The organism is Sphingomonas sp. 2378 (assembly GCF_038084995.1).
In the GTDB taxonomy this organism is placed as follows: Bacteria; Pseudomonadota; Alphaproteobacteria; order Sphingomonadales; family Sphingomonadaceae; genus Sphingomonas.
Genome location: NZ_JAXCMJ010000005.1, coordinates 142,465 through 166,504, shown reverse-complemented (window position 1 = coordinate 166,504; position 24,040 = coordinate 142,465). Strand labels below are relative to the sequence as shown.

At 66.1% G+C, this 24,040-nt stretch carries 21 protein-coding genes and 2 tRNA genes; 15 read left to right on the top strand and 8 right to left on the bottom strand.

Annotation, left to right across the window (positions count from 1 at the left end; genetic code table 11):
• Positions 1 to 165 precede the first annotated feature (165 nt).
• Positions 166 to 621 (bottom strand): GreA/GreB family elongation factor, encoded by a 456-nt coding sequence (locus SM191_RS04730; protein WP_341505193.1) that lies wholly within the window; start codon positions 619 to 621, stop codon positions 166 to 168.
• Between the two features lie 210 nt (positions 622 to 831).
• Between SM191_RS04730 and SM191_RS04725 the strand changes: the two genes are divergently transcribed.
• Positions 832 to 2,574: a DEAD/DEAH box helicase gene (locus tag SM191_RS04725; RefSeq protein WP_341505192.1), complete on the top strand. Its 1,743-nt coding sequence runs from the start codon at positions 832 to 834 to the stop codon at positions 2,572 to 2,574.
• 154 nt (positions 2,575 to 2,728) lie between these two features.
• Here the strand turns inward: SM191_RS04725 and SM191_RS04720 are convergent, their stop codons facing one another.
• From SM191_RS04720 to SM191_RS04705, 4 genes are all read right to left on the bottom strand, one after another.
• Positions 2,729 to 3,946, bottom strand: a complete 1,218-nt coding sequence (locus tag SM191_RS04720) for a dihydroorotase (protein WP_341505191.1) — start codon at positions 3,944 to 3,946, stop codon at positions 2,729 to 2,731.
• The gene (locus SM191_RS04715; RefSeq protein ID WP_341505190.1) at positions 3,943 to 4,926 is read right to left on the bottom strand and encodes an aspartate carbamoyltransferase catalytic subunit; all 984 of its coding nucleotides are present in this window, start codon (positions 4,924 to 4,926) and stop codon (positions 3,943 to 3,945) included. Before SM191_RS04715 ends, SM191_RS04720 begins: the two co-directional genes overlap by 4 nt.
• A gap of 190 nt (positions 4,927 to 5,116) precedes the next feature.
• Positions 5,117 to 5,581, bottom strand: coding sequence for a Holliday junction resolvase RuvX (ruvX, locus tag SM191_RS04710; RefSeq protein WP_306999446.1), 465 nt, complete (start codon positions 5,579 to 5,581; stop codon positions 5,117 to 5,119).
• Positions 5,578 to 6,684: a DUF3089 domain-containing protein gene (locus SM191_RS04705; protein ID WP_341505189.1), complete on the bottom strand. Its 1,107-nt coding sequence runs from the start codon at positions 6,682 to 6,684 to the stop codon at positions 5,578 to 5,580. The genes ruvX and SM191_RS04705 overlap by 4 nt, the downstream gene beginning before the upstream one ends.
• 138 nt (positions 6,685 to 6,822) lie before the next feature.
• Between SM191_RS04705 and gatC the strand changes: the two genes are divergently transcribed.
• From gatC to gatB, 4 genes are read left to right on the top strand one after another with little or no spacing between them, the layout of a single operon-like run.
• Entirely contained in the window at positions 6,823 to 7,110 is a 288-nt protein-coding gene (gatC, locus tag SM191_RS04700; RefSeq protein WP_037568622.1) for an Asp-tRNA(Asn)/Glu-tRNA(Gln) amidotransferase subunit GatC, read from the top strand.
• Positions 7,110 to 8,591 (top strand): Asp-tRNA(Asn)/Glu-tRNA(Gln) amidotransferase subunit GatA, encoded by a 1,482-nt coding sequence (gene gatA / locus SM191_RS04695; RefSeq protein ID WP_341505188.1) that lies wholly within the window; start codon positions 7,110 to 7,112, stop codon positions 8,589 to 8,591. Before gatC ends, gatA begins: the two co-directional genes overlap by 1 nt.
• On the top strand, positions 8,585 to 9,001 hold the full coding sequence (locus tag SM191_RS04690) for a hypothetical protein (RefSeq protein WP_306999452.1): 417 nt from the start codon (positions 8,585 to 8,587) through the stop codon (positions 8,999 to 9,001). Before gatA ends, SM191_RS04690 begins: the two co-directional genes overlap by 7 nt.
• Positions 8,998 to 10,479, top strand: a complete 1,482-nt coding sequence (gene gatB, locus SM191_RS04685) for an Asp-tRNA(Asn)/Glu-tRNA(Gln) amidotransferase subunit GatB (protein WP_341505187.1) — start codon at positions 8,998 to 9,000, stop codon at positions 10,477 to 10,479. The genes SM191_RS04690 and gatB overlap by 4 nt, the downstream gene beginning before the upstream one ends.
• 344 nt (positions 10,480 to 10,823) lie before the next feature.
• Here gatB and SM191_RS04680 read toward each other — a convergent pair whose 3' ends face one another.
• Together SM191_RS04680 and SM191_RS04675 are read right to left on the bottom strand one after the other, a co-directional pair.
• Positions 10,824 to 11,066: a hypothetical protein gene (locus SM191_RS04680; protein WP_341505186.1), complete on the bottom strand. Its 243-nt coding sequence runs from the start codon at positions 11,064 to 11,066 to the stop codon at positions 10,824 to 10,826.
• 11 nt (positions 11,067 to 11,077) lie between these two features.
• Positions 11,078 to 11,236, bottom strand: a complete 159-nt coding sequence (locus SM191_RS04675; RefSeq protein WP_341505185.1) for a hypothetical protein — start codon at positions 11,234 to 11,236, stop codon at positions 11,078 to 11,080.
• 122 nt (positions 11,237 to 11,358) lie between these two features.
• On the opposite strand from SM191_RS04675, the gene SM191_RS04670 reads away from it, so the two are divergent.
• The 7 genes from SM191_RS04670 (at position 11,359) to SM191_RS04640 (ending at position 18,531) form a co-directional block, all read left to right on the top strand.
• Positions 11,359 to 11,443 (top strand) — tRNA-Leu (locus SM191_RS04670).
• A gap of 60 nt (positions 11,444 to 11,503) precedes the next feature.
• The gene (gene tig / locus SM191_RS04665) at positions 11,504 to 13,162 is read left to right on the top strand and encodes a trigger factor (protein WP_341505184.1); all 1,659 of its coding nucleotides are present in this window, start codon (positions 11,504 to 11,506) and stop codon (positions 13,160 to 13,162) included.
• Between the two features lie 296 nt (positions 13,163 to 13,458).
• Positions 13,459 to 14,391, top strand: a complete 933-nt coding sequence (locus tag SM191_RS04660) for a glycosyltransferase family 2 protein (protein WP_341505183.1) — start codon at positions 13,459 to 13,461, stop codon at positions 14,389 to 14,391.
• Between the two features lie 122 nt (positions 14,392 to 14,513).
• Entirely contained in the window at positions 14,514 to 15,203 is a 690-nt protein-coding gene (gene clpP / locus SM191_RS04655; protein WP_306999463.1) for an ATP-dependent Clp endopeptidase proteolytic subunit ClpP, read from the top strand.
• A 111-nt stretch (positions 15,204 to 15,314) separates the two neighbouring features.
• Positions 15,315 to 16,586 (top strand): ATP-dependent Clp protease ATP-binding subunit ClpX, encoded by a 1,272-nt coding sequence (gene clpX, locus SM191_RS04650; RefSeq protein WP_306999465.1) that lies wholly within the window; start codon positions 15,315 to 15,317, stop codon positions 16,584 to 16,586.
• A gap of 93 nt (positions 16,587 to 16,679) precedes the next feature.
• On the top strand, positions 16,680 to 17,276 hold the full coding sequence (locus SM191_RS04645) for a GNAT family N-acetyltransferase (protein ID WP_341505182.1): 597 nt from the start codon (positions 16,680 to 16,682) through the stop codon (positions 17,274 to 17,276).
• Positions 17,277 to 17,403: 127 nt separating this feature from the next.
• A complete protein-coding gene (locus SM191_RS04640; RefSeq protein ID WP_341505181.1) occupies positions 17,404 to 18,531 on the top strand; it encodes a calcium:proton antiporter in 1,128 nt (375 codons plus the stop codon).
• Between the two features lie 178 nt (positions 18,532 to 18,709).
• On the opposite strand, the gene SM191_RS04635 is transcribed toward SM191_RS04640, so the two are convergent.
• Positions 18,710 to 20,467, bottom strand: a complete 1,758-nt coding sequence (locus tag SM191_RS04635) for a M1 family metallopeptidase (protein ID WP_341505180.1) — start codon at positions 20,465 to 20,467, stop codon at positions 18,710 to 18,712.
• A gap of 135 nt (positions 20,468 to 20,602) precedes the next feature.
• Between SM191_RS04635 and lon the strand changes: the two genes are divergently transcribed.
• The 3 genes from lon to SM191_RS04620 all read left to right on the top strand — a co-directional run bounded on the left by lon (position 20,603) and on the right by SM191_RS04620 (position 23,652).
• Positions 20,603 to 23,032, top strand: coding sequence for an endopeptidase La (lon, locus tag SM191_RS04630; protein ID WP_341505179.1), 2,430 nt, complete (start codon positions 20,603 to 20,605; stop codon positions 23,030 to 23,032).
• A gap of 211 nt (positions 23,033 to 23,243) precedes the next feature.
• Positions 23,244 to 23,516, top strand: a complete 273-nt coding sequence (locus tag SM191_RS04625; protein ID WP_267435307.1) for an HU family DNA-binding protein — start codon at positions 23,244 to 23,246, stop codon at positions 23,514 to 23,516.
• A 61-nt stretch (positions 23,517 to 23,577) separates the two neighbouring features.
• Positions 23,578 to 23,652 (top strand) — tRNA-Val (locus tag SM191_RS04620).
• Positions 23,653 to 24,040 lie beyond the last annotated feature (388 nt).

Below are 24,040 nucleotides of genomic sequence, written 5' to 3'. Positions count from 1 at the left end.
ACGCGGACGGTTACGATGGCGCATGACCTGGCCGCGATACGCTCCCCTCCCGCCTGCGGGAGGGGGTGGGGGAGGGCAGGCCAAGGGTGGTGGTCTCGGTGAGACTTCTTTCCCTCCCCTCGATCCCCTCCCGCCTGCGGGAGGGGAGGAAGAAGACCGTGTGCCCTACCGAACGTCCACGACCGCCACCGCGTCCGCTTTCCCGCCGAAGGCCACCGTCTCGCCGGCCATCGCACCCATCAGCGCGCGGGCCAGCGGTGCGGCATAGGCGATCCGGTCGTGCGCCGGATCGGCTTCGTCATGGCCGACGATGGTCAGCGTGCGGGGCTGGCCGTTCAACCGGATCGTCACCACGCTGCCGATCCCGACCTCATCCTCGGCAGGCGCGGGCGCGGGTTCGGCGGTGGCGGCGCGGGTATTCCAGTAGCGGAGTTCGCGTTGCAGTCGCGTCCGCTCCTCTTCCTCCGACGCGGCGGCCAGCGCGGCCTCCACCTCGGCGACCTTGGCGCGCGTCAGTTCGCCTCCGCGCGGGGTGACCCAATTGGGGCCGGGCGGGATGGGCAGTTCGAACTTGGGTTCGAGATGCTCCTCATCGGATTCGCGGCGAAAGGCGACACTCATCGGGGATCAACGTTCATGGACATGGTGCGGGTCCATGACGGGCGGTGCGGTTCGCCGCAAGCACGGCTTGAGTTTTCCCCCAGTTGGTGTAAAGGGCCACGCTTTCACGGAACGCAAATATTCACCCGTGCCGCATGGGTGTATCCGCCAGCCGAGAGGGATGGGTCCCTTGGTTCGGCGGTACGCGCTCCTTTTTCTGTTGGAGTCCCCATGCCTTTTTCTGCCTTGCCGCCGGTCCTGTCGGCTGCTCTCTCCGCGCGTGGCTATAGCGCACCCACCCCCGTCCAGGCCGCCGTCATCGAGGACGACGCGCAGGGCCGCGACCTGATCGTGTCCGCCCAGACCGGCTCGGGCAAGACCGTCGCCTTCGGCCTCGCCATGGCGAGCGAATTGCTCAGCGGCGGCGATCACCTGCCCCAGCCGGGTGCGCCCATGGCGCTGGTCATCGCGCCGACCCGCGAACTGGCATTGCAGGTCAGCCGCGAACTGGAATGGCTCTATGCCGGTGCCCGTGCCCGCATCGCCACCTGCGTCGGCGGCATGGACGCCTCGCGCGAACGTCGCGCGCTCAGCCATGGCACGCACATCGTCGTCGGTACGCCGGGCCGTCTGCGCGACCATCTGGAGCGCGGCGCGCTCGACCTGTCGTCGCTGAAGTTCGTCGTGCTCGACGAGGCGGACGAGATGCTCGACATGGGTTTCCGCGAAGACCTGGAGCAGATTCTCGACGGCACGCCCTCCGAGCGTCGCACCTTGCTGTTCTCGGCGACCATGCCGCGCCCGATCGTGCAGCTTGCCAAGCGTTACCAGACCAACGCCAAGCGGATCGAGACGATCAGCGAGGATAAGGGCCATGCCGACATCGCCTATCAGGCGGTGACGGTCGCGCCTGCCGATATCGAGGCGGCGGTGGTCAACCTGCTGCGCCTGCACGAAGCCGAAGTGGCGATCCTGTTCTGTGCCACCCGCGACAATGTCCGTCACCTCCACGCCAGCCTGGTCGAGCGCGGCTTCTCGGCGGTGGCGCTGTCGGGCGAGCATTCGCAGAATGAGCGCAACCATGCGCTCCAGGCATTGCGTGATGGCCGCGCGCGCGTCTGCGTCGCGACCGACGTGGCGGCGCGCGGTATCGATCTGCCCGGCCTGACGCTGGTGATCCATGTCGAAATCCCGCGCGATGCCGAGGCGCTTCAGCACCGCTCGGGCCGTACCGGTCGCGCGGGCCGCAAGGGCACCGCGATCCTGATCGTGCCGTACCCGCGCCGTCGCCGGGTCGAGGGGATGCTGCGTGGCGCGCGGATCGATGCCGAGTGGCGTCGCGCGCCGACGCTGGAGGAAATCCGCGAGCAGGACCGCGAGCGCCTGCTCGCCGCGCTGCTCGCCCCGGTCGAGGTGGACGAGGGCGATCGCGAACTGGCGACCCGTTTGCTCGCCGAAAAATCCCCCGAGGATATCGCGGCGGCGTTGGTCCGTTCGCACCGCGCCGCGCTGCCCCAGGCCGAGGAACTGGTCGAGGGCGATGCTCCGGCCCCGCGTGAGCGTCGCGAAGGCTTTGACGACACCGCCTGGTTCCGCATGAGCGTGGGCCGCAGCCAGAATGCCGATCCGCGCTGGCTGTTGCCGCTGATCTGTCGTCGCGGTCACATCACCCGCAACGAGATCGGCGCGATCCGCATCCAGCCGAACGAGACGCTGTTCGAAATCCCCTCTGCGCTGGCGTCGCGCTTCGTGGCCGCGCTGAAGCGGACCGAGGCGGATCATGCCGAGGACGATATCGCGATCGAGCAGGCCGACGGCCCGCCCGCCGGTGGTTCGGGCCATGGCGGTCCGCGTCGTGGTCCGGGCGGTGGCAATCGTCCGATGGGCGGTCGCCCGGCGGGCGGCCCCGGCGGCCCGCGCCGCTACTCGCCGCGCCCCACCCAGGGCGGCTCCCGCGGCCCGCGTCGCGGTTAACCCTTAATTCCTCCCCAAGCTGGGCTTGGGGAGGGGGACCGCCGGGCGTCAGCCCGGTGGTGGAGGGGCGGGGGCCTATCGCTGGTGTTGCAATGCCCCACCACCACGCCCTGACGGGCGCGGTCCCCCTCCCCATCGGAGATGGGGAGGATTTTTAGTGGATTTCCCGCCCGGCCTTCCACAGCCGCAGCGCGCGGCCCTGGACCGGGAAGCCATCGAACGGCGTATTGCCCGCCGAGGCGAAGGCGTCGCCCGACACCATCCATGGCGTCTCGGCATCGAACAGCATCAGGTCGGCGGGCTTGCCCGGCTCCAGCGTGCCGGTGTCGAGGCCGAGTATCTTGGCCGGGTGGCTCGCCAGCAGCGCGAACAGCCGGGGCAGGCTGATCCGCTCGTCGCGCACCAGCATCAGCGCGAGCGGCAGCAGCGTCTCCGCCCCCGCCATGCCCGCTTCGGCATCGACGAAGGGCAGGCGCTTGGCTTCCGGCCCATGCGGATCGTGGCCGGAGCCGATCACATCGACCGTCCCGTCCGCGATGGCGGCCAGCGCCGCCTGCCGGTCGCTCTCGTCACGCAAGGGCGGGGAGAGGCGGGCGAAGGTGCGGAAATCGGTGATCGCGATGTCGGACAGGTGGAGATGGGCGGGCGTGATCCCGCACGTCACCTTCACGCCGCGCCGCTTGGCCGCGCGGATCAGCTCGAAGCCCGCCGCCGTCGTCACCTGCCGGATATGCAGCGTCGCGCCCGTCTCCTCCGCCAGCATCAGGTCGCGGGCGATGGCGAGCGACTCGGCGATGGCGGGGGCCGATGGCAGGCCCAGGCGGCTGGCCGTCTCGCCCTCGGTCGCGACCGCATCGGCGGCAAGGCCACCATCCTCGGCATGGGAAATGACGGTCAGGCCCAGATCGCCCGCATAGGCGAGAACCCGGTGCATGACGCCCGAATCGGCGATCCAGCCGCGCCCGGTGCCGACCGCCTTGGCACCCGCCGAGACGCACACCGCCATTTCGGCGAGGTCCGTGCCTGCCAGTGATCGGGTCGCCGCCGCGATGGGGTGAATCCACAGGTCCGGCCGCCCGATCAGCGCGGCGCGCTGCACCACGCCCGGATCGTCGAGGACCGGCGACTGGTCGGGCATCAGGCCGATGCGCACGATCCCGCCCGCGCGACAGGCGGCGCGGTCGACCTTGAACACGCCCAGATCGACGATGCCGGGGGCGAGCATCTTGCCGCCGCAGTCGATGACCGTCGCGCCTTCCGGCACGTCGCCGGTACCGGTTATGACGCCGTCCTCGACCAGCAGGGCTTTGCCCGTGATCTCGCCACCTACCGGGCAGATCAGCGTGGCACCCGTAAAGGCGGTGATGCTCATGCCCAGCCCTCCAGCTTGCGAGCCCTTCGGGTCAGTACGTCCAGGCACGCCATGCGCACCGCGACGCCCATCGCCACCTGCTCGGTGATCGCCGATTGCGGGCCGTCGGCCACGTCCGAGTCGATCTCGACCCCCCGGTTCATCGGGCCGGGATGCATGACCAGTGCGCCGGGCTTGGCGCGCTTCAACCGTTCGGCGGTAAGTCCATAGCGCATCCGATATTCGCGCGTGGAGGGGATATAGCCGCCCGCCATCCGCTCATTCTGGACGCGCAGCATCATGACCACATCGGCATCCTCGATGGCTTCGTCGAAATCGGTGAAGGGGGTGACGAACATCCGCTCGATCCCCTTGGGCATCAGCGTCGAGGGCGCGCAGACCCGCACCTCTGCGGCCAGCGCGGTGAGGGCGAGAATGTCCGAGCGCGCGACCCGGCTGTGCAGGATGTCGCCGCAGATGACGATCTTCTGCCCCGCGACGCTGCCCCGGCGGCGGCGGATGGTCAGCATGTCGAGCAGCGCCTGCGTCGGATGCTCGTGCCGCCCGTCGCCCGCGTTCAGGACCGGGCAGTCGACCTTGTCGGCGATCAGGCGGACCGCGCCGCTCGCCATGTGGCGGATCACGATCACATCGGCGCGCATCGCGTTCAGCGTCATCGCCGTGTCGATCAGCGTTTCGCCCTTCTTCACGCTCGACTGCGCCGCGTGCATGTTGACCACGTCGGCACCCAGGCGTTTCCCTGCGATCTCGAAGGACAACAGCGTGCGCGTCGAGTTCTCGAAAAAGGCGTTGATCTGGGTGAGGCCCGCCAGCCGCGTGTCGGGCGTGTCGGTCGCGCCGCGATCGAGCCAATGTTCCGCCTCGTCGAGCAGGAACATGATCTCATGCGGTTGAAGGCCGTCGATACCGGTCAGATGCCGGTGCGGGAAAACGGCGCCACCCTGAATGAGCGTGCCGGGGCGATGATCCGAGGTCTGCATTAAAGCCGCCGGGTAGCGAGCGGAAGGAGAGTCGGCAACCCAATTCCTCCCCAAGCTTGCTTGGGGAGGGGGACCGCCGGGCGATAGCCCGGTGGTGGAGGGGCGAGGGGCTTGGCGAGCGTTGTCTGCCCCTCCACCGTCGCTGGCGCGACGGTCCCCCTCCCCATCGTAGATGGGGAGGAATGGGAGGTCAGGCCATCACCAGCGCGTCGATGGCGGCTTGCAGGATGTGCGCGGCGGCGAGGTTGTCGATGCGTTCGGCGCGTTTGGCGCGGCTCATATCCTGTTCGATCATCGTGCGTTCGACCGCGACCGTGGACCAGCGCTCGTCCCAGAGCAGGATCGGCCCTAAGTCCGCACAGTTGCGCGCGAAGGCGCGGGTCGATTGCGAGCGCGGGCTCTCGCTGCCGTCGAGGTTCAGGGGCAGGCCGATGACCAGCCCCTTCACCCCCTGTTGCGCGATCATCGCGATCAGTTGTTCCTTGTCGTGCGTAAACTTGGTCCGGCGGATCAGCGTGGCGGGGCTGGCGAAGCTCCACCCGGCATCGCACAAGGCGGTGCCCACGGTCTTGGTCCCGACGTCCAGCCCGATCAGCCGCCCGCCGGAGGGGAGGGCGGTGCGGAATTCGCTACGGTCGGTGGTGATCAGGCTCATCGAAAGGCTTTCAAACGGCGCTCCGCATCGGCGCGGACATTCGCCCAGAACAGGCTGTAGTCATAGACGTGGTAATTGTTGCCGGGCAGAACATAGGGCCCGACATTGGGGCCTTCGCCGATGGTCAGGATACCGCGACCTTCGCATTTGGCGGGGACCTTGCCCGCGACGATCGCGGCCGTCTTGAGATCGGCGGAGGGGAAGAGCGTGCCCAGATTGGCGGTCGCGGGGGCCTCGCCGCCGGGCGTGCCGGTCAGCGGGTTGGTGCACAGCATCGCGCTGTCCTTACGGGGCGCGCCGGTATAGCCGTTGGTCTTGTCGAACACGTCGAGGATCAGCGACGGGTCGGCGGGCTCGCCGAAGCTCTGCCAACTGAGGATGCAGCCGGTCTGGTCCGCGCGCTCGCAGGCGGGAAGCCCCATGGCGGGCAGGTCGGCGGTCATCGAGATCGGCCAGCCCACGACATAGGCCGCGACGATCCGCCGCTTGAGGCCGGCGTCCCTGGCCACCCGTTCGGTCAGCAGGCGTGACAGGTGCAGCGCACCCTGGCTGTGCCCGGCCAGGATCAGCGGGCGTTTGGGATCGACCTGAGCCAGAAAGGCGGTGAAGGCCGCATCCACGTCGCGATACGCCAGGTCGAGCGCGCGCTCGGCGTCCGCCACGCTGGTCAGGAACGCGCCGAACGTCGCCTGGCGATAGCGCGGGGCCCAGATGTCGCCCGCCCCGTTGAACGCGCTCGCCTGGCCACGCAGGAACAGTTCGGCGCGGGCATTGGTGTCGGGATCGTCGATCGGCGCGTTCCAATGCGCCTTGTTGATGTAGGAGGTCGGGTGGATGAAGAAGACCGCCGCCCCCTGACCGGGCTGGCCGGGCGTATAGCCGGTCGGGGTCCATAGCGCGGGATTGCCGGGCAGGTCGGGCCGCGCCAGCCACATCACGCGCCGCTTGTAGAGTTCGGCCGGGGGCGCGGCCTGTTCGCGGAACGACTCGGACGGCACCGTCGACCAGCGGAGCAACTGGTTGCCGAACAGCCGATAGGCGAAGGCCGCCGCGATCGTCAGCACGATGAGCGCCGCCACGACATAGAGAAATTTGCGCGCCAAATCATCACTCCGTTGTGCGGTGCAGCAAAATGGAGAAGCCCGCAATTGCTATCCATGATGCTCCACTTGCCCCCATTGCAATCGCCCGGACGGCAAAAGCGTTGCGCGAAGCCGCGCGGCGATGCTAGCCGCAAATCCATGTCCGTAGATACCGCAACCGTGAAGAAGATCGCGAGCCTGGCCCGCATCGCGATCACCGAGGAGGACGCGACGCGTCTCGCCCCCGAACTCGGCAACATCCTGGGCTGGATCGAGCAACTGGGCGAGGTCGACACCCAAGGGGTCGAGCCGATGACCGCGGTGATCCCGAACCAGCTTCGCCTGCGCGACGACGTCGTCAATGACGGCGGCATCCGCGACCTCCTCATGCAGAATGCGCCGCAGGCCGAACATGGCTTCTTCACGGTGCCCAAGGTGATCGAATAATGACCGACCTGACAACGCTCGGCATCGCCGCCATCCGCGACGGCGTGCGCGACGGCCAGTTCAAGGCGCGCGAAGTCGCCGAGGCCTTCAATGCCAAGGTCGCGGGCGCGCGGGCGCTCAACGCTTTCCTGGTCGAGACGCCCGAGCACGCCCTCGCCGCCGCCGACGCGGCGGACGCGGCCCGTGCGGCGGGTGAAACCCTCAGGCCGCTGGCGGGCGTGCCGATCGGCATGAAGGACCTGTTCGCGACCAAGGGCGTCGCGACCACCGCCGCCAGCAAGATCCTGGAAGGCTTCGTGCCGCCCTACGAATCGACGGTTTCGCAGAATCTGTGGAACGCCGGTGCGGGGATGCTCGGCAAGCTGAACCTCGACCAGTTCGCCATGGGCTCGTCCAACGAGACGAGCGCGTTCGGCAATGTCATCTCGCCCTGGCGGCGTCCGAACGACACGGCGGCGCTCGCCCCCGGCGGGTCGTCGGGCGGTTCCTCGACGGCGGTGTCGGCGGGGCTGGCTCCCGGCGCGACCGGCACCGACACGGGCGGCTCGATCCGCCAGCCCGCCGCCTTTACCGGCATTTCGGGCATCAAGCCGACCTATGGCCGCTGCTCGCGCTGGGGCACGATCGCCTTCGCCTCCTCGCTCGACCAGGCGGGGCCGATGGCGCGCGACGTGCGCGATTGCGCGATCATGCTGGAGGCGATGGCGGGCTTCGACGCCAGGGACGCGACCTCGCTCAAGCTCGACGTGCCGAACTGGGAAGCCGCGCTGTCGGCGGACCTGAAGGGCAAGCGCGTCGGTGTGCCCAAGGAATATCGCGTCGACGGCATGCCCGCCGAGATCGAGTCGCTCTGGCAGCAGGGCATCGACTGGCTGCGCGATGCGGGGGCGGAGATCGTCGAGGTTTCGCTTCCCCACACCAAATACGCGCTTCCGGCCTATTACATCATCGCGCCCGCCGAGGCGTCGTCCAACCTCGCCCGCTATGACGGCGTGCGCTACGGCCTGCGCGACCTGCCCGAAGGGGCGGGGTTGCAGGACATGTACGCCGCGACCCGCGCCGCCGGGTTCGGCGACGAGGTGAAGCGTCGCATCTTGATCGGCACCTATGTGCTGTCGGCGGGCTTTTACGACGCCTATTACACCCAGGCGCAGAAGGTCCGCACGCTGATCGCCCGCGATTTCGAGCGGGCGTTCGGTGAGTGTGACGTGCTCCTCACCCCGACCGCGCCCTCGGCGGCGTTCGCGCTGGGCGAGAAGCAGGCCGATCCGCTGGCCATGTACCTCAACGACGTGTTCACGGTCCCCGCCTCGCTGGCCGGGCTCCCCGCCATGTCGGTGCCGGGCGGGCTGGACAAGGACGGGTTGCCGCTCGGCCTCCAGATCATCGGCAAGCCGCTGGACGAGCAGGGCGTTCTCAACGCCGGGCTCGCCATCGAGCATCGCGCGGGCTTCACCGCCCGTCCGCAGGCCTGGTGGTAAGCGACCGCGTCTTTGCAACCCGCAACATCGCCGTGTTGCGGGAGGCGCAGGGCGCCCTGAACGTCGCGTTCGGGGCGATCCTCAGCGCCTATGTCGGCGTGTCCCTGAGTAATATCGACAATCACCCCTTCGACCATCACATGCTGGCGCGGTTCTTCCTGGGCGTGGCGGGCTTCATCCTGTGCCTGTGCGTGGGCAACAGTGTGATCCTGCGCGGTGAGTTTCGGCTCGGCATCGCCTTTCTGATGCTGGGCGCGGGGGCGGCCTATATCGGGCTGATGGAGGCGCGGCATCTCGGCTTCGAAACCGCGATCCTGCGCATCCTGTCGACTTGCTGGATCGTCGCGCTGCTGGGCAGCAACGCCGTTCTGACGGCGATCAACTATCTTCATCATCGAGATCGAACATGAGCGAATATCGCATCCAGGGCGCGACGGGGGAATGGGAGGTCGTGATCGGCCTGGAAGTCCATGCCCAGGTCACCACCAACGCCAAGCTGTTCTCCGGCGCGGCAACCGCGTTCGGCGCGGAGCCCAACACGCAGGTGTCGCTGGTCGATGCCGCGATGCCGGGGATGCTCCCCGTGCCCAACATGGAGTGTATCCGCCAGGCGGTGCGCACCGGCATGGCGATCGATGCGCAGATCAACACATGGTCGCGCTTCGACCGGAAGAATTACTTCTACGCCGATCTGCCGCAGGGCTATCAGATCAGCCAGCTCTACCACCCGCTGGTGGGTGAGGGCGCGATCGAGATCAGCCTGGACGAGAAGAATCCCGACGGCCCCACCAAGTCGATCGGCGTCGAGCGTATCCATGTCGAGCAGGATGCGGGCAAGCTGATGCACGATCAGCATCCGACGCGCTCCTATGTCGATCTCAACCGCTCGGGCGTGGCGCTGATGGAGATCGTCAGCCGCCCCGACATGCGTTCGCCCGCCGAAGCAGGGGCTTACTTGCGCAAGCTGCGCGCGATTCTCCGATATGTCGGTTCGTGCGACGGCAATATGGAAGAAGGCTCGATGCGCGCCGACGTGAACGTGTCGGTCCGCAAGCCAGGCGACGAGTTCGGCACCCGCACCGAGACGAAGAACGTCAACTCGGTCCGCTTCGTCATGGCCGCGATCGAATATGAGGCCAAGCGCCAGGTCGCGGTGCTGGAGGATGGCGGCAAGATCGTCCAGGAAACCCGCCTGTTCAACGTCGAGAGCGGCACCACGCGGTCGATGCGGTCGAAGGAAGATGCGCATGATTACCGCTACTTCCCCGATCCCGACCTGTTGCCGCTGGAACTGACCGACGCCTTCCTCGAGGAATGCCGCGCCAGCCTGCCCGAACTGCCCGATGCCAAGCGGCGGCGGTACGAAGCGCTGGGTCTGACCCCGTATAATGCGGGCGTGCTGACCGCCGAGGTCGAGACGGCGCGCTGGTTCGATACCCTGCTGGACGCGCTGGAAGGCTCGCAGGCCAAGCCCGCCCAGGCGGCGAACTGGGTCGCGGCCGAACTGTTCGGCGCGCTCAACCGGCTGGGCAAGGACATCACCGAGAGCCCGGTCAGCCCTGCGCAGGCGGCGGAACTGCTGGCGCTGGTCGCGGACGGCACGTTGTCGGGGAGCCTGTCCAAGCAGGTGTTCGAGATCATGCTGGAAACCGGCGACGGTCCGAACAAGATCGTCGAGGAACGTGGCCTCAAGCAGACCAGCGATACGGCTGCGATCGAGGCGGTGATCGCCGAGGTTCTGGAGAAGAACCCCAACCAGCTCGGCCAGTATCGCGGCGGCAAGGAAGCGTTGTTCGGCTTCTTCGTCGGTCAGACGATGAAGGCGATGGGCGGCAAGGCCAATCCGGCGGTGGTCAACGACCTGTTGAAGAAGGCATTGGCGGGCTGATCCAGCGCCACTCCCCCTTCCGCAGGCGAGTTTCAGGTCGGTCCTGCCCCCGGCATGACCTAAATGATGCGGGGCATCGTCTACCAGAAACTGGGGTCGGGGGGACGGCAGGGTGTCTCGCAGAGGGCGTGGTCTGTGGCGTTCCCTCCCCCTCCCCCATCCCCTCCCGCCTGCGGGAGGGGCGTGCTTGGGACGAGCGATTGACGCCTTGGTGAGCTTTTGCCTGAGGCTACGAGCGGCCTGCGGTAATCTTCACGCCTCACCCCATGCATCTCCCCTCCCGCAGGCGGGAGGGGATGGGGGAGGGCAACGGTGTCTCACCGAGCCCAACCCCTGATCAAACCCTATTGCGCGTCCAGATCCTGGTTGCGCACCACGCCGCCGGTCCCGCCGACGCCGTCATGCTCGCCGGTATCGGTAAACGTCACCGGCTCCTCGCCGCCCTCGCCACTCTTTACCGCGTCGGAGCGCGCCTCCACCGCCTGTTCGATATCGCTGCGCCCGTCCTCGCGCGGCGGGCTGTCCGGGTTGGTTTCCGGCGCTTCGACCGGCGGGCTGTCGGGATGGTTTTCGGGATTGGTCGCCATGATGGCTCCTCTCAAATCTGAAGCGGCTGCTGCGTGCCGGGGGCGCCCGGGCCCACGCCGGGGGCGGGCTGGTCGATGTCGGGGCCGGGCGGCACGATTTCGGGCGGGGGCGTATCGGGCTGCGCGGGCTGGGTCGGCTGCGGGCTTTCGGGCGGGGGCTGGGTCGCCATTCTCGCTCTCCAAATGATGCTGGGGAGGGGATAAACGCATGGGCGCGAGCGATGTTGCCTGTTGTCCCTTGCCGAAGCCGCCCATGGTGATATAGACGCGCGCCCATCGGCGGTGTCCTCGTGCGGGCGTGGCGGAACTGGTAGACGCGCTGGATTTAGGTTCCAGTATCGTAAGATGTGGGGGTTCGAGTCCCTTCGCCCGCACCAGTCCCCGGTCAGGAACGGGGCGACAGCCACACGGAATTTCTCCAGATTGAAGGCCTTTAGATGCAGACTGTCGAGACGCTGAACGAGGGGCTGAAGCGCGCCTACACGCTCACCATCACCGCCCAGGATATCGAGGGCAAGGTCGATGCCGAACTGAAGCGCATCGCGCCGCAGATGAAGATGCCCGGCTTCCGCCCCGGCAAGGTGCCCGCGAACCTGGTTCGCAAGATGCACGGCCCGGCGCTGCTCCAGGACGCGCTGAACACCGCGTTGCAGGAAGGCGTGCAGTCGCTGATCGCCGAGCAGGGCCTGCGCCCCGCGATGCAGCCGCAGGTCGAACTGGCCGAGGGCTATGAGCCCGGTCAGGACGCCAAGCTGACCGTCACGCTCGAAGTCCTGCCGCAGGTTCCGACCCCCGCGATCGACGCGCTGAAGCTCGACCGCCTGACCGTGCCGGTCGCCGACGAGGCGGTGGACGAGCAGTTGCAAAAGTTCGCCGACCAGCAGAAGCGCTGGGACGATGCGGGCGACAAGGCCGCCGAGCAGGGCGATCAGGTCACCGTCGATTTCGTCGGCAAGACCGCCGACGGCGTCGCCTTCGAGGGTGGCTCGGGCGAAGACATGGCGGTCGAGATCGGCGGCGGTCGCCTGATTCCCGGTTTCGAGGACCAGCTTGTCGGCGTGAAGGCCGGTGAAGAGAAGCAGATCTCGGTCACCTTCCCCGAGGACTATCCCGCCAAGGACCTGGCCGGTTGCCCTGCGACCTTCGACCTGACGATCAAGTCGGTGAAGACCGCTGGCGAGGCCAAGATCGACGACGAAATGGCGAAGAATCTGGGCCTGGAAAGCCTGGAGCAACTGCGTGGTCTGCTCAAGGGGCAGATCGAGCAGGAGCATAACGGCCTGACCCGCACGTACATGAAGCGCAAGCTGCTCGACCAGTTGGCCGATGGTCACGACTTCGAAGTGCCGCCGTCGATGGTCGAGGCCGAGTTCTCGCAGATCTGGGCGCAGCTCGAGCATGAAGCGACCCATGAGGAAGACCCCGAGGCCGCCAAGGCCGAGATGGAGAAGGAGCGCGACGATTATAAGAAGATCGCCGAGCGCCGCGTCCGTCTGGGCCTGCTCCTCTCGGAAATCGGTCAGGCGAACGGCGTCGAAGTGACCGCGCAGGAAATGAACCGCCTGATCGCGCAGGCCGCGCAGCAGTACGGCCCGGAAGATCGCCAGCGCTTCATCCAATATGTCCAGCAGGAGCCGATGGCCGCCGCGCAGCTTCGCGCGCCGCTCTATGAGGACAAGGTCGTCGACTTCCTGTTCGGCAAGGCCGAGATCACGGACCGCGAGACGACCCGTGAGGAGCTGGAAGCCGCGATCGAGAGCGAGGACGGCTTCGCGACCGGCACGCACGTCCACAATCATGATCACGACCACGATCATGACCACGGCGCGAAGAAGCCTGCCAAGGCGAAGGCCAAGAAGGCCGACGTGACCGAGGACGCGGCTTCGGACGCCGCCACCGAGGACGCGCCGAAAAAGGCGACCCGCGCCAAGAAGGCGGCGGCTCCGGCCGAGGGCGAAGCGGAAGCGACCGAGGAATCCGCTCCGGCCAAGAAGCCGCGCGCCAAGAAGGCTGCCGCTCCGGCGGAAGGCGAGGCCGAGGCGGCCGAAGCCCCCGCCAAGAAGCCGCGCGCGAAGAAGGCCGCTCCGACCGAATAAGGTCGGTGCCGGACTTCGGTTCGTGACGAACAGGGAAGGGCGGTCGCGCGAGCGGTCGCCCTTCCTGCGTTAATGCACATCATCCCCGATACGGGAAGGGGGACCGCCGCGAAGCGGGGGTGGAGGGGGTGTGCGGCAAGGGGGCTCCCGTGGGGCGCTCCCCCTCCACCATCCTGCGGATGGTCCCCCTCCCCGTGCCGGGGAGGATAGGGCTGTCCCGCCCGGCCATGATGGCGCATAGGGAATTTGGGTTGTGACGGGGGGCCGGATCGCCCGCCTTTGGACGAGGATAGGTTGTGAACGAACCCCGGATCGCGGTGCTGTTGCCCTGCTATAATGAAGAGGCCGCGATCGCGCAGACCATTGCGGGGTTCCGCGCCGCGCTGCCCTCCGCCACCATCTATGTCTATGACAATAACAGCCGCGATCGCACGGTAGAGGTGGCGCGGGCGGCAGGCGCCATCGTCCGGTCGGAGCGCATCCAGGGCAAGGGCGCGGTGGTCCGCCGCATGTTCGCCGATATCGATGCCGACATCTATGTGATGGCGGACGGCGACGCGACCTATGACGCCGCCTCCGCGCCCGATCTGGTGCGGCGGGTGATCGAGGAGCAGCTCGACATGGTGGTCGGCCAGCGGATCAGCGAGGCCGAACTCGCCTATCGCCGTGGCCACCGCTTCGGCAATGCCATGCTGACCGGGATGCTCGCCAAGCTGTTCGGGCGCAGCTTCACCGATATCCTGTCGGGTTACCGCGTCTTTTCGCGCCGCTTCGTCAAGAGTTTCCCGGTCCTGTCGGTCGGCTTCGAGATCGAGACCGAGATCAGCGTCCATGCGCTGGAGTTGAAAATGCCCTGTGCGGAGATCGCCACCCCCTATTATGCGCGGCCGGAGGGCTCGGCGTCGAAGCTGTCCACCTATTCGGACGGATGGCGTATCCTGCGCACCATCCTGAAACTCTATCGGATCGAGCGGCCCATGTGGTTCTTCGGAGCGATCGCCGCGCTGTTCGCAGGGCTGGCGGTGCTGCTGGCGGTTCCGCTGATCCTGACCTATCTCGACACGCATCAGGTGCCGCGCTTCCCGACCGCGATCCTGTCGACCGGGCTCATGCTGCTGGCGGGGCTCAATCTTTTCACCGGCCTGATCCTCGATACGGTGGTGCGGGGACGGCAGGAGGTACGGCGGCTGGCCTATCTCGCATTGCCCGCGCCGGGCAACGGTCGCTGATCGGATTTTCGCGGCGGAAAGCCATATTCGCTGCACGGCACCATCCTGGGGTGTCGCCGGGGCTTGAATATGCGCGGCCATCACGCGACATAGGGGCTCTTCTGGGCATAAGAGAGATTTCCATGCACAATCCGTTCGAGACCGGCGATTTCGCGAGCCCGCTGGCACATGCTGGCGTCGGGCTGCGGCAGACGCAGGCCGGGCTGGTTCCGATCGTCATCGAACAGTCGAACCGCGGCGAACGGTCGTTCGATATCTTCAGCCGCCTGCTTCGCGAGCGCATCATCTTCGTCACCGGCGGTGTCGAGGACGGCATGGCCTCGCTGATCTGCGCGCAGTTGCTGTTCCTTGAGTCGGAAAATCCGAAGAAGGACATCTATATGTACATCAACTCGCCGGGCGGTGTCGTTACGGCGGGCATGGCGATCCATGACACGATGCAGTATATCCGTCCGCGCGTCGGCACGCTGTGCATCGGCCAGGCCGCCTCGATGGGCAGCTTCCTGCTCGCCGCCGGTGAGCCGGGGATGCGCGTGGCGACGACGAACAGCCGCATCATGATCCACCAGCCTTCGGGCGGCGCGCAGGGCATGGCGGCGGATATCGAAATCCAGGCGCGCGAAATCCTGCGGATGCGGCATTTCCTGAACACGCTGTACGCCAAGTACACCGGCAAGCCGCTCGAGGAGATCGAGCGCGCGATGGACCGCGACAAGTTCATGAGCTCCGAGGAAGCCAAGGAGTTCGGCCTGATCGACCAGGTGTTCGACAAGCGTCCGACCCCGGCCGACGACGCATCGGCCGCCGCATAAGACGGGTCGTTCAGCATGAACGGTTTATTTCGATTGTGACTTTATAGGGGTGCGGTACGATGCGCACCCCGGCAACGGTAGCGCACTATTATCGGGTGCGAGAGGTGATTGATGGACAAGGTGAGCGGTGGCAACTCGAAAAGCACCCTCTATTGCTCGTTCTGCGGCAAGTCGCAGCACGAGGTACGCAAGCTGATCGCGGGGCCGACCGTCTTCATTTGCGACGAGTGCGTGGAGCTGTGCAACGACATCATCCGTGAGGAGACCAAGTCCGCTTTGGTGTCCAAGAAGGATGGTGGCGTGCCGACGCCGCAGGAAATCTGCAACGTGCTCGACGACTATGTCATCGGGCAGAAGCAGGCCAAGCGTGTCCTGTCGGTCGCGGTGCACAACCACTATAAGCGCCTGAACCACGGCGCGAAGGGTGCCGATGTCGAACTCGCCAAGTCGAACATCCTGCTCGTCGGCCCGACCGGCTGCGGCAAGACGCTGCTGGCGCAGACGCTGGCGCGCATCCTCGACGTGCCCTTCACCATGGCGGACGCGACGACGCTGACCGAAGCGGGTTATGTCGGCGAGGATGTCGAGAACATCATTCTCAAGCTGCTCCAGGCGTCGGATTACAATGTCGAGCGGGCGCAGCGCGGCATCGTCTATATCGACGAGATCGACAAGATCAGCCGCAAGGCCGAGAATCCCTCGATCACCCGCGACGTGTCGGGCGAGGGCGTCCAGCAGGCGCTGCTCAAGCTGATGGAAGGCACGACCGCCAGCGTTCCTCCGCAGGGGGGGCGCAAGCATCCGCAGCAGGAATTCCTACAGGTCGACACGACGAATATCCTGTTCATCTGCGGCGGCGCGTTCGCGGGGCTGGAGAAGATCATCGGTGACCGTTTGCAGGGCAAGTCGATCGGCTTCGGTGCCTATGTCGCGGCGCCCGAGGAGAAGCGGACCGGCGAATATCTGCGCCAGACCGAACCGGAGGATCTGCTGAAGTTCGGCCTGATCCCCGAATTCGTCGGCCGTCTGCCGGTCATCGCCACGCTGGAAGACCTCGACATCTCGGCCCTGGTCAAAATCCTGTCCGAGCCGAAGAACGCGCTGGTGAAGCAGTATCAGAAGCTGTTCGAGATGGAGAATGTCGAACTCGACTTCACCGACGACGCGCTGACCACCGTCGCCAAGAAGGCGATCGAGCGCAAGACCGGCGCGCGGGGGCTTCGTTCGATCCTGGAGGCGATCCTGCTCGACACCATGTTCGACCTGCCCGGCATGGACGGAGTGGACGAGGTGATGGTCGACAAGGATGTGGTCGAAGGCCGCAAGGAACCGATCCGCGTCTATGCCGAAAAGGCGAAGAAGAAGGATGACGCGGCGGCCTGATCGCCTTCGTGATCCGGTATCCGCAAGACGGGCGTTCCCCATGGGGAGCGCCCGTTTTTCGTGGAAGTGCTTTTCGCGTGAAAGGATGGGCGCATGGTGACGATCCGCGATGCGGTGAACGACGACCGGGCGGCGGTCGCGGCGATGCTGGGCCGTGCTTTCGCCGATGATCCGGCCATGTCCTACATCTTCCCCGATCCGGTCGAGCGGCCACGGCGCTTGCCACGCCTGTTCGCGCTGCTGTTCGACGGCGATGGGGTGGGGATGCGGTTGATCGGCGGGGCGGCGGAGGCAGGCACTTTCTGGCGTCCGCCCGGACAGGCCGAGCTGCCGATGACCGTGATGCTTCGACAGTCGCTCCCGATGCTCGCCGCCTTGGGCATGGCGTTGCCGCGGGCGTTGCGGCTTGCCCATGCGATCGAGGCGCATTTCCCGAGCGAGCCCTTTTGGTATCTCCACATCGCCGGGGTCGATCCGGCGCGTCAGGGGCAGGGGCTGGGGGGCGCATCGATCCGCGCGGGGCTCGCCCGGTGCGATGCGTCGGGATTTCCGGTCTATCTGGAGACGGCGACCCAGAGCAATGTCGGGCTGTACGCGCGATTGGGTTTCGAACTGATCGGCGGGTGGTCGGTGCCCAAGGGCGGGCCGCGCTTCTGGTCGATGATCCGCCCGGTAGGTCGGCAAGGATGAAGGGAGCGGCGATGTTGCCGAACCGCAACGAATTTCGATCGGCGAGGGAGCCAATGGCGTGTCTGACGCATTGGCATAGCGGGAGCGTCACCGCCCCCATTTCACGACAAGGGAGGCCCGATCAGCAATGAGCGAACCCGACGCCATCGTCACCCCCGGACAAAAGCGCGCCCTGCTCCAGCGTCTTTTGATGCCCTGGTGGACCCTGGTGTTTCCCGTACTGGGGCTGCTTGCCATCGCGATATCGCTCTACAAGATGGGCACCGTCGGGGTCGTCGTCGCCGCCATCATCCTGTTCGGATGCGTGCTGTCGGCGGTCCATCAGGCCGAGGTCGTCGCTCACCGTGTGGGCGAACCGTTCGGCACGCTGGTCCTCGCGGTCGCGGTGACGGTGATCGAGGTGTCGCTGATCGTCAGCCTGATGCTGTCGGATGCGGGCGACGCCTCCAGCCTGGCGCGGGATACGGTGTTCGCGGCGATCATGATCATCCTCAACGGGATCGTCGGCCTGTGCCTGCTGGCGGGTGGGGTGCATCATGGCGAGCAGCGCTTCTCGCTGCGGGGCGCGAGCGCGTCGCTCAACGTGCTGACGGCCATGGTCGTTTTGTCGCTGGTGCTGCCCAATTACGTCTCGTCCGCGCCGGGGCCGACCTATGCCATGTCGCAACTGATCTTCGTCGCGATCGTCAGCATCATCCTCTACGGCACTTTCGTCATGGTACAGACGGTCCGGCATCGCGAATATTTCCTGCCCGCCGATGAGGATCTGCCCGCCGATGCCCATGCGGAGCCGCCGACCAATGCGGCGGCCTGGGCCGCGTTGGGGATGTTGCTGGTTGCGCTGGTGGGCGTGGTGCTGCTTGCCAAGGGATTGTCGGGGATCGTCGAGGCGGCGATCCTGAACGCCGGGCTGCCGCTCGCCATCGTCGGCGTGGTGATCGCCGCGCTCGTCCTCGCGCCGGAAAGCCTGGCGGCCTATCGCGCCGCGAAGCGGAACCGGTTGCAGACCAGCCTCAACCTGGCATTGGGATCGGCGCTGGCGACGATCGGGTTGACCATTCCGGCGGTGGCGATTGTGTCGCTGACTTTGGGCCTGCCGCTGGCGCTGGGGATCGGGGCGAAGCAGATGATCCTGCTGGTCCTGTCGCTGTTCACGATCACGCTGACCTTGGGCAATGGGCGGACCACCGTGCTGGGCGGCGCGGTGCATCTGGTGATCTTCGCGGCCTATCTGTTCGTGACGGTGGTGCCGTGATTCCTCCGCCCCGTTCAGCCTGAGCGCAGTCGAAGGCCACGCTGCAACCGTGGCCATCGGCGCTTCGACAAAGGAACCCCCTCGGCCTTCGACTTCGCTCAGTCTGAACGGGGGTGGGGGCCATATCCCAGCTTTCGTTCGCGCCGGGCGAAGTCGAAGCGCACGGAATGCTCGCTCCTCAGTTCGCCTTCTTCTTCGCCGCCTGTTCCGCCTTCCAGGCTTGGACCTGCTCGATCGCGACCGAGCGCTTCAGGATCTTCGACCAGGGATCGACGACGACATGCGCGCCCTCGGGCACCGTCAGCGTGCCGGTGCCGTTCGACATCGGCAGCGTCTCGATCCGGTCACCGACCATCACCTCGACCGGCAGGGGGAAGGGCCCGCCGCCGGGCACCGTCCAGGTCAGGGTCAACCGGTCACCCGCCCGCGTCTCCACGATCTCGGGCAGCGCCGCCTGGCGGAGATAGACGTCGAAGAACCAGCCATAGTCCTTGCCCGTGACCTGCCGGACGAACCCCTCATATTCCTTGGTCGACCCATAGCGTGGGCTGAAATTCCCCGGCCTGGGATCGGTGCGGCCATAGACGGCGAGGCGGGTGACGTCCCAGAACGCCTTGTCCCCGATCAGGTTGTGCAGGGTGTGGAGCATCCACGACCCCTTCATATAGATGTCGAGACCCGGTCCGCCCTTGGCCGCTTCATAGACATCCTGTTCGGTCATGCTGTGGTCGTGGACGATGGGGGACTTGTTGGCGATCTGCCCGCGCTGCGCATCCATCATCACCGCATAGCGCGCCTCGCCCTCGCGCCAGCGACCGTAAGAAGGCTGCATATAGCTGCCATAGCCCTCGTGCAGCCAGAAATCGTCCCAGTCGACATTGGTCAACTGGTTGCCGAACCATTCATGGCTGAACTCATGCTGGAACAGCCAGTCGAACCCCTCAGGCGCCTTGGCATATTCATTGCCGTACGCGTTGATCGTCTGGTGCTCCATGCCCTTGTGCGGGGTCTCGACCACGCCCAGCTTCTCGTCGCCGAAGGGGAAGGGGCCGATGGTCGACTCGAAGAAGTCCAGTGTCGGCGCGAATTCGGCGAACAGGGCCTCCGCCTTCGTCTTCTCGCCCGGCAGATACCAGTAGAACATCGGGATCGTGTTGCCGAAGCGGCTCTTGTACGTTCCCTCGACCACGTCATAAGGCCCGACATTCAGCGCGATGGCATAGGTGTTGGGATGCTTGGCGCGCCAGTTCCAGCGTGTCCGCCCATCGGGTAGCGTATCGACGCCCAGCAGCACGCCGTTGGACGGGGCCTTCAACCCCTTGGGCACGGTGATGTGCAGCGTCACCACGCCCGGCTCGCCCATCGGATAGTCGAGGCAGGGCCAGAACAGGTCGCAGCCATAGCCCTGTGTCGTGGTGGCGAACCAGGGGCGACCATCGGGTGTCCTGGCCCAGACGACGCCCGTGTCCCAGGGCGCACGGACCGCGACATGGGGCGTGCCGCCATAGGTGATCTTGGCACTCACCCTTTGCCCCGCGCGAAGCGGGCGGGGCAGGGTGATGACCAACTTTCCTTCGGGGTTGCTCCACTGGGCGGGCTTCAGCGCCTTGCCGTCGATCAGTATCGCCTTGACCGGCAAATTCTTGTCGAGATCGATCACCAGTCGCGCGAGCGGAGCCTTGGCGGTGAAACCCAGCACCGCAACGCCGTTCAACTCCTGCGTATCGGGCAGCACCTCGAACGACAGGTCGGCGCGGTCGAAGCGCATGGCGAGTTGTTCGGGCGGTCGCACGCCGCCCGACACCATCGTCTGCGCGGTCAGTGGCGGTTCGCCCCTGGCCGGTAACGCCTTGCCATTTTGGGCGTTCGTCGGCGCGACGGCGCAAAGCGCGGTGGCGGCGAGCAGGGCGGCGGCGACATTCCGTATACGATTCATCGCCAATGTGTCGCGCAACGGCTCGGGCTTGGCAAGCGCTCGGGTGTCGGCTTGTCGCAGCGGGAATTGATGGATCGGCAACCCTCCCCATATATAGTCCTGAAGAGGCCCCGATCAGGGCCGACCGGAGTTTGCATGAACCAGTCCTATCCCGTCCTCCCGCTGCGTGACATCGTCGTCTTCCCGCACATGATCGTCCCCCTGTTCGTCGGTCGCGACAAATCGGTCGCGGCGCTGGAAGCGGCGATGGCGGCGGACAAGGAAATTTTCCTGGTCGCCCAGCTTGATCCCGCCGAGGACGATCCCGCGCGCGAGGATCTGTACGAGATCGGCGTGACCGCCACCGTCCTGCAACTGCTCAAGCTGCCCGACGGCACGGTCCGTGTGCTGGTCGAGGGCAAGACGCGCGGGCGTCTGGACCAACTCGACGAATCGGGCGCATTCCTGACCGCCACGATCGACGCGACGCCGGTGCCCGAAGACGAGGCCGCGCTCGAAGAGCAGGACCATGACGTCAAGGCGCAACTCGCCGCGCTGATGCGCTCGGTGGTCGACCAGTTCGAGAATTACGCCAAGCTCAACCGCAAGCTGCCCGCCGAAACCGCGGTGCAACTGGCGGAGATCGAGGATGCCTCGCAACTCGCCGATGCGGTTGCAGCCAACATCTCGGTCAAGGTCGCCGACAAGCAGGCGCTGCTGGTGGAAACCGATCCGGCCAAGCGGCTGGAGATGGCCTATGCCCTGATGGAAGGCGAACTCGGCGTCCTTCAGGTCGAGAAGAAGATCAAGAGTCGCGTCAAGCGCCAGATGGAGAAGACGCAGCGCGAATATTATCTCAACGAACAGTTGAAGGCGATCCAGCGCGAACTGGGCAATGAGAGCGAGGACGGTGACGGCGACGAGATCGCCGAACTGACCCAGAAGATCGCCACGCTCAAGCTGTCCAAGGAAGCGCGGACCAAGGCGACGGCCGAACTCAAGAAGCTGAAGACCATGGCGCCGATGAGCGCCGAGGCGACGGTGGTGCGCAATTATCTCGACGTGCTGCTCGGTCTGCCCTGGGGCAGGAAGTCCAAGGTCAAGAAGGACATCGCGGCGGCGCAGGCGATTCTGGATCAGGATCACTATGCGCTGGAAAAGGTGAAGGACCGGATCGTCGAATATCTGGGCGTCCAGGCGCGCACCAACAAGCTGAAGGGGCCGATCCTGTGCCTCGTCGGCCCGCCGGGCGTCGGCAAGACCTCGCTGGGTCAGTCGATCGCCAAGGCGTGCGGGCGCGAGTTCATCCGCCAGTCGCTGGGCGGCGTGCGCGACGAAGCCGAGATTCGCGGCCATCGCCGGACCTATATCGGCTCGCTGCCGGGCAAGATCGTGACCAATTTGAAGAAGGCCGGCACAGGCAATCCGCTGTTCCTGCTCGACGAGATCGACAAGCTGGGCCAGGATTTCCGCGGCGACCCTGCGTCGGCGCTGCTGGAGGTGCTCGACCCCGAACAGAATGCCAAGTTCAACGATCACTATCTGGAGATCGACATCGATCTGTCGGACGTGATGTTCGTATGCACCGCGAACACGCTGAACCTGCCCCAGCCTCTGCTCGACCGTATGGAGATCATCCGTCTGGAGGGCTATACCGAGGACGAGAAGGTCGAGATCGCCGAGCGTCACCTGATCGCCAAGCAGGTCGAGACGCACGGCCTGAAGGACGGCGAGTTCACGCTGACGCAAGGTGGCCTGCGCGCCCTGATCCAGCGCTACACCCGCGAGGCAGGCGTGAGAACGCTGGAGCGTGAGATCGCGCGTCTCGCCCGCAAGGCGCTGCGCCAGATCCTGGAGGGCAAGGCGACCTCGGTGACGATCACGCCGGACAATTTGCATGAGTTCGCGGGCGTCCAGAAGTATCGCCACGGCCTGTCCGAACAGGAGGATCAGATCGGTGCGGTCACCGGCCTCGCCTGGACCGAAGTGGGTGGCGAATTGCTGACCATCGAATCGGTGACGGTGCCGGGCAAGGGGCAGGTGAAGACCACCGGCAAGCTGGGCGATGTGATGAAGGAGTCGGTGCAGGCCGCCTTCAGCTTCGTCCAGGCGCGCAGTCCCAGCTTCGGGATCAAGCCGTCGCTGTTCCACCGCAAGGACATCCATATCCACCTGCCCGAAGGGGCGGTGCCCAAGGATGGTCCGTCGGCGGGCATCGGGCTGGTCACCTCGATCGTCTCGACGCTGACCGGCATCGCGGTGCGCAAGGATGTGGCGATGACCGGTGAGGTGACTCTGCGTGGCCGCGTGCTGCCGATCGGCGGGCTGAAGGAAAAGCTGCTCGCGGCGTTGCGCGGTGGGATCACCACCGTCCTCATCCCACAGGAGAATGAGAAGGATCTGGCGGATATCCCCGCCAATATCCGCGAAGGGTTGAAGATCGTGCCCGTGTCGCATGTCGACGAGGTGCTTCGTCTGGCACTGGTCGGCCCGCTGGAGGCGATCGACTGGACCGACGCCGACGAACTGGCGGCGCTGCCGCCCGCCGCCATCCCGGCGGTCGCGGGGGCCGAACGCCACCATTGATCGTCGCGAGGGCAGGGCCATCCGGCGTAAAGGCGGATGGCCCTGTCGGCGATTGTCACACGATTGTCACGGTCGGGCGCTTAGCGGGTGTTTCGTGCCGGGCACGACAACAGTTTGACAGCGGACGCAACAACGGCATTATCGATCCTTTAAGGTTTGAGCGGCAACCGAGTCCGTCTGACTAATCTTTGGGTTCACAGGGGGTTATGGAATGAACAAGCAGGAGCTGATCGCTACCGTCGCCGATTCTTCGGGCCTCGCGCGTGGGGATGCGATCAAGGCTGTGGAGGCCGTGTTTGAGTCGATCACCGCCGCGCTCAAGAAGGGCGACGAGGTTCGCCTGGTCGGCTTCGGCACCTTCTCGGTATCCCAGCGCAAGGCCTCGACCGGTCGCAATCCCCGGACCGGCGAACCGATGACCATCAAGGCGTCGTCGCAGCCCAAGTTCAAGCCGGGCAAGCTGTTGAAGGACTCGGTCAACTAATGTGATTTTTTGGGCTGGACAGGCGGCGACACGCCGCCTAAAGGCCCGTCCTCCGGTTACCGGGCGCGTAGCTCAGCGGTAGAGCACACCCTTCACACGGGTGGGGTCACAGGTTCAATCCCTGTCGCGCCCACCATCCTTTCTCGCCGATCGGGCGATGACATGAGGATGGTGATCAGGTCGTTTTCATCGCTATCGGCGGTATGTGGGGTAGGGCAACCTTGCTCCTATGGCGTCCATGCCATCCCCCCGTCAGACAAGGGGGAGAGCGGATCAATATTCGTTTTCGCGCAGAGGCGCGGAGAACGCAGAGAGATATTGCTCACGCGGCAGCGCGTCTCATCGACTTCTGGATAGCGAAGAACAAACCGCTGTTGCCTCAGGCGCAACCCCTCTGCGTCCTCCGCGCCTCTGCGCGAAAACGAAGAGGGCCGGGGTCTTCGCTTGAACCGCTAGGTCCGCTCGACATTCCCTCATTCCTCCCCTGCAAGGGGAGGTGGCAGGTCGAAGGCCTGACGGAGGGG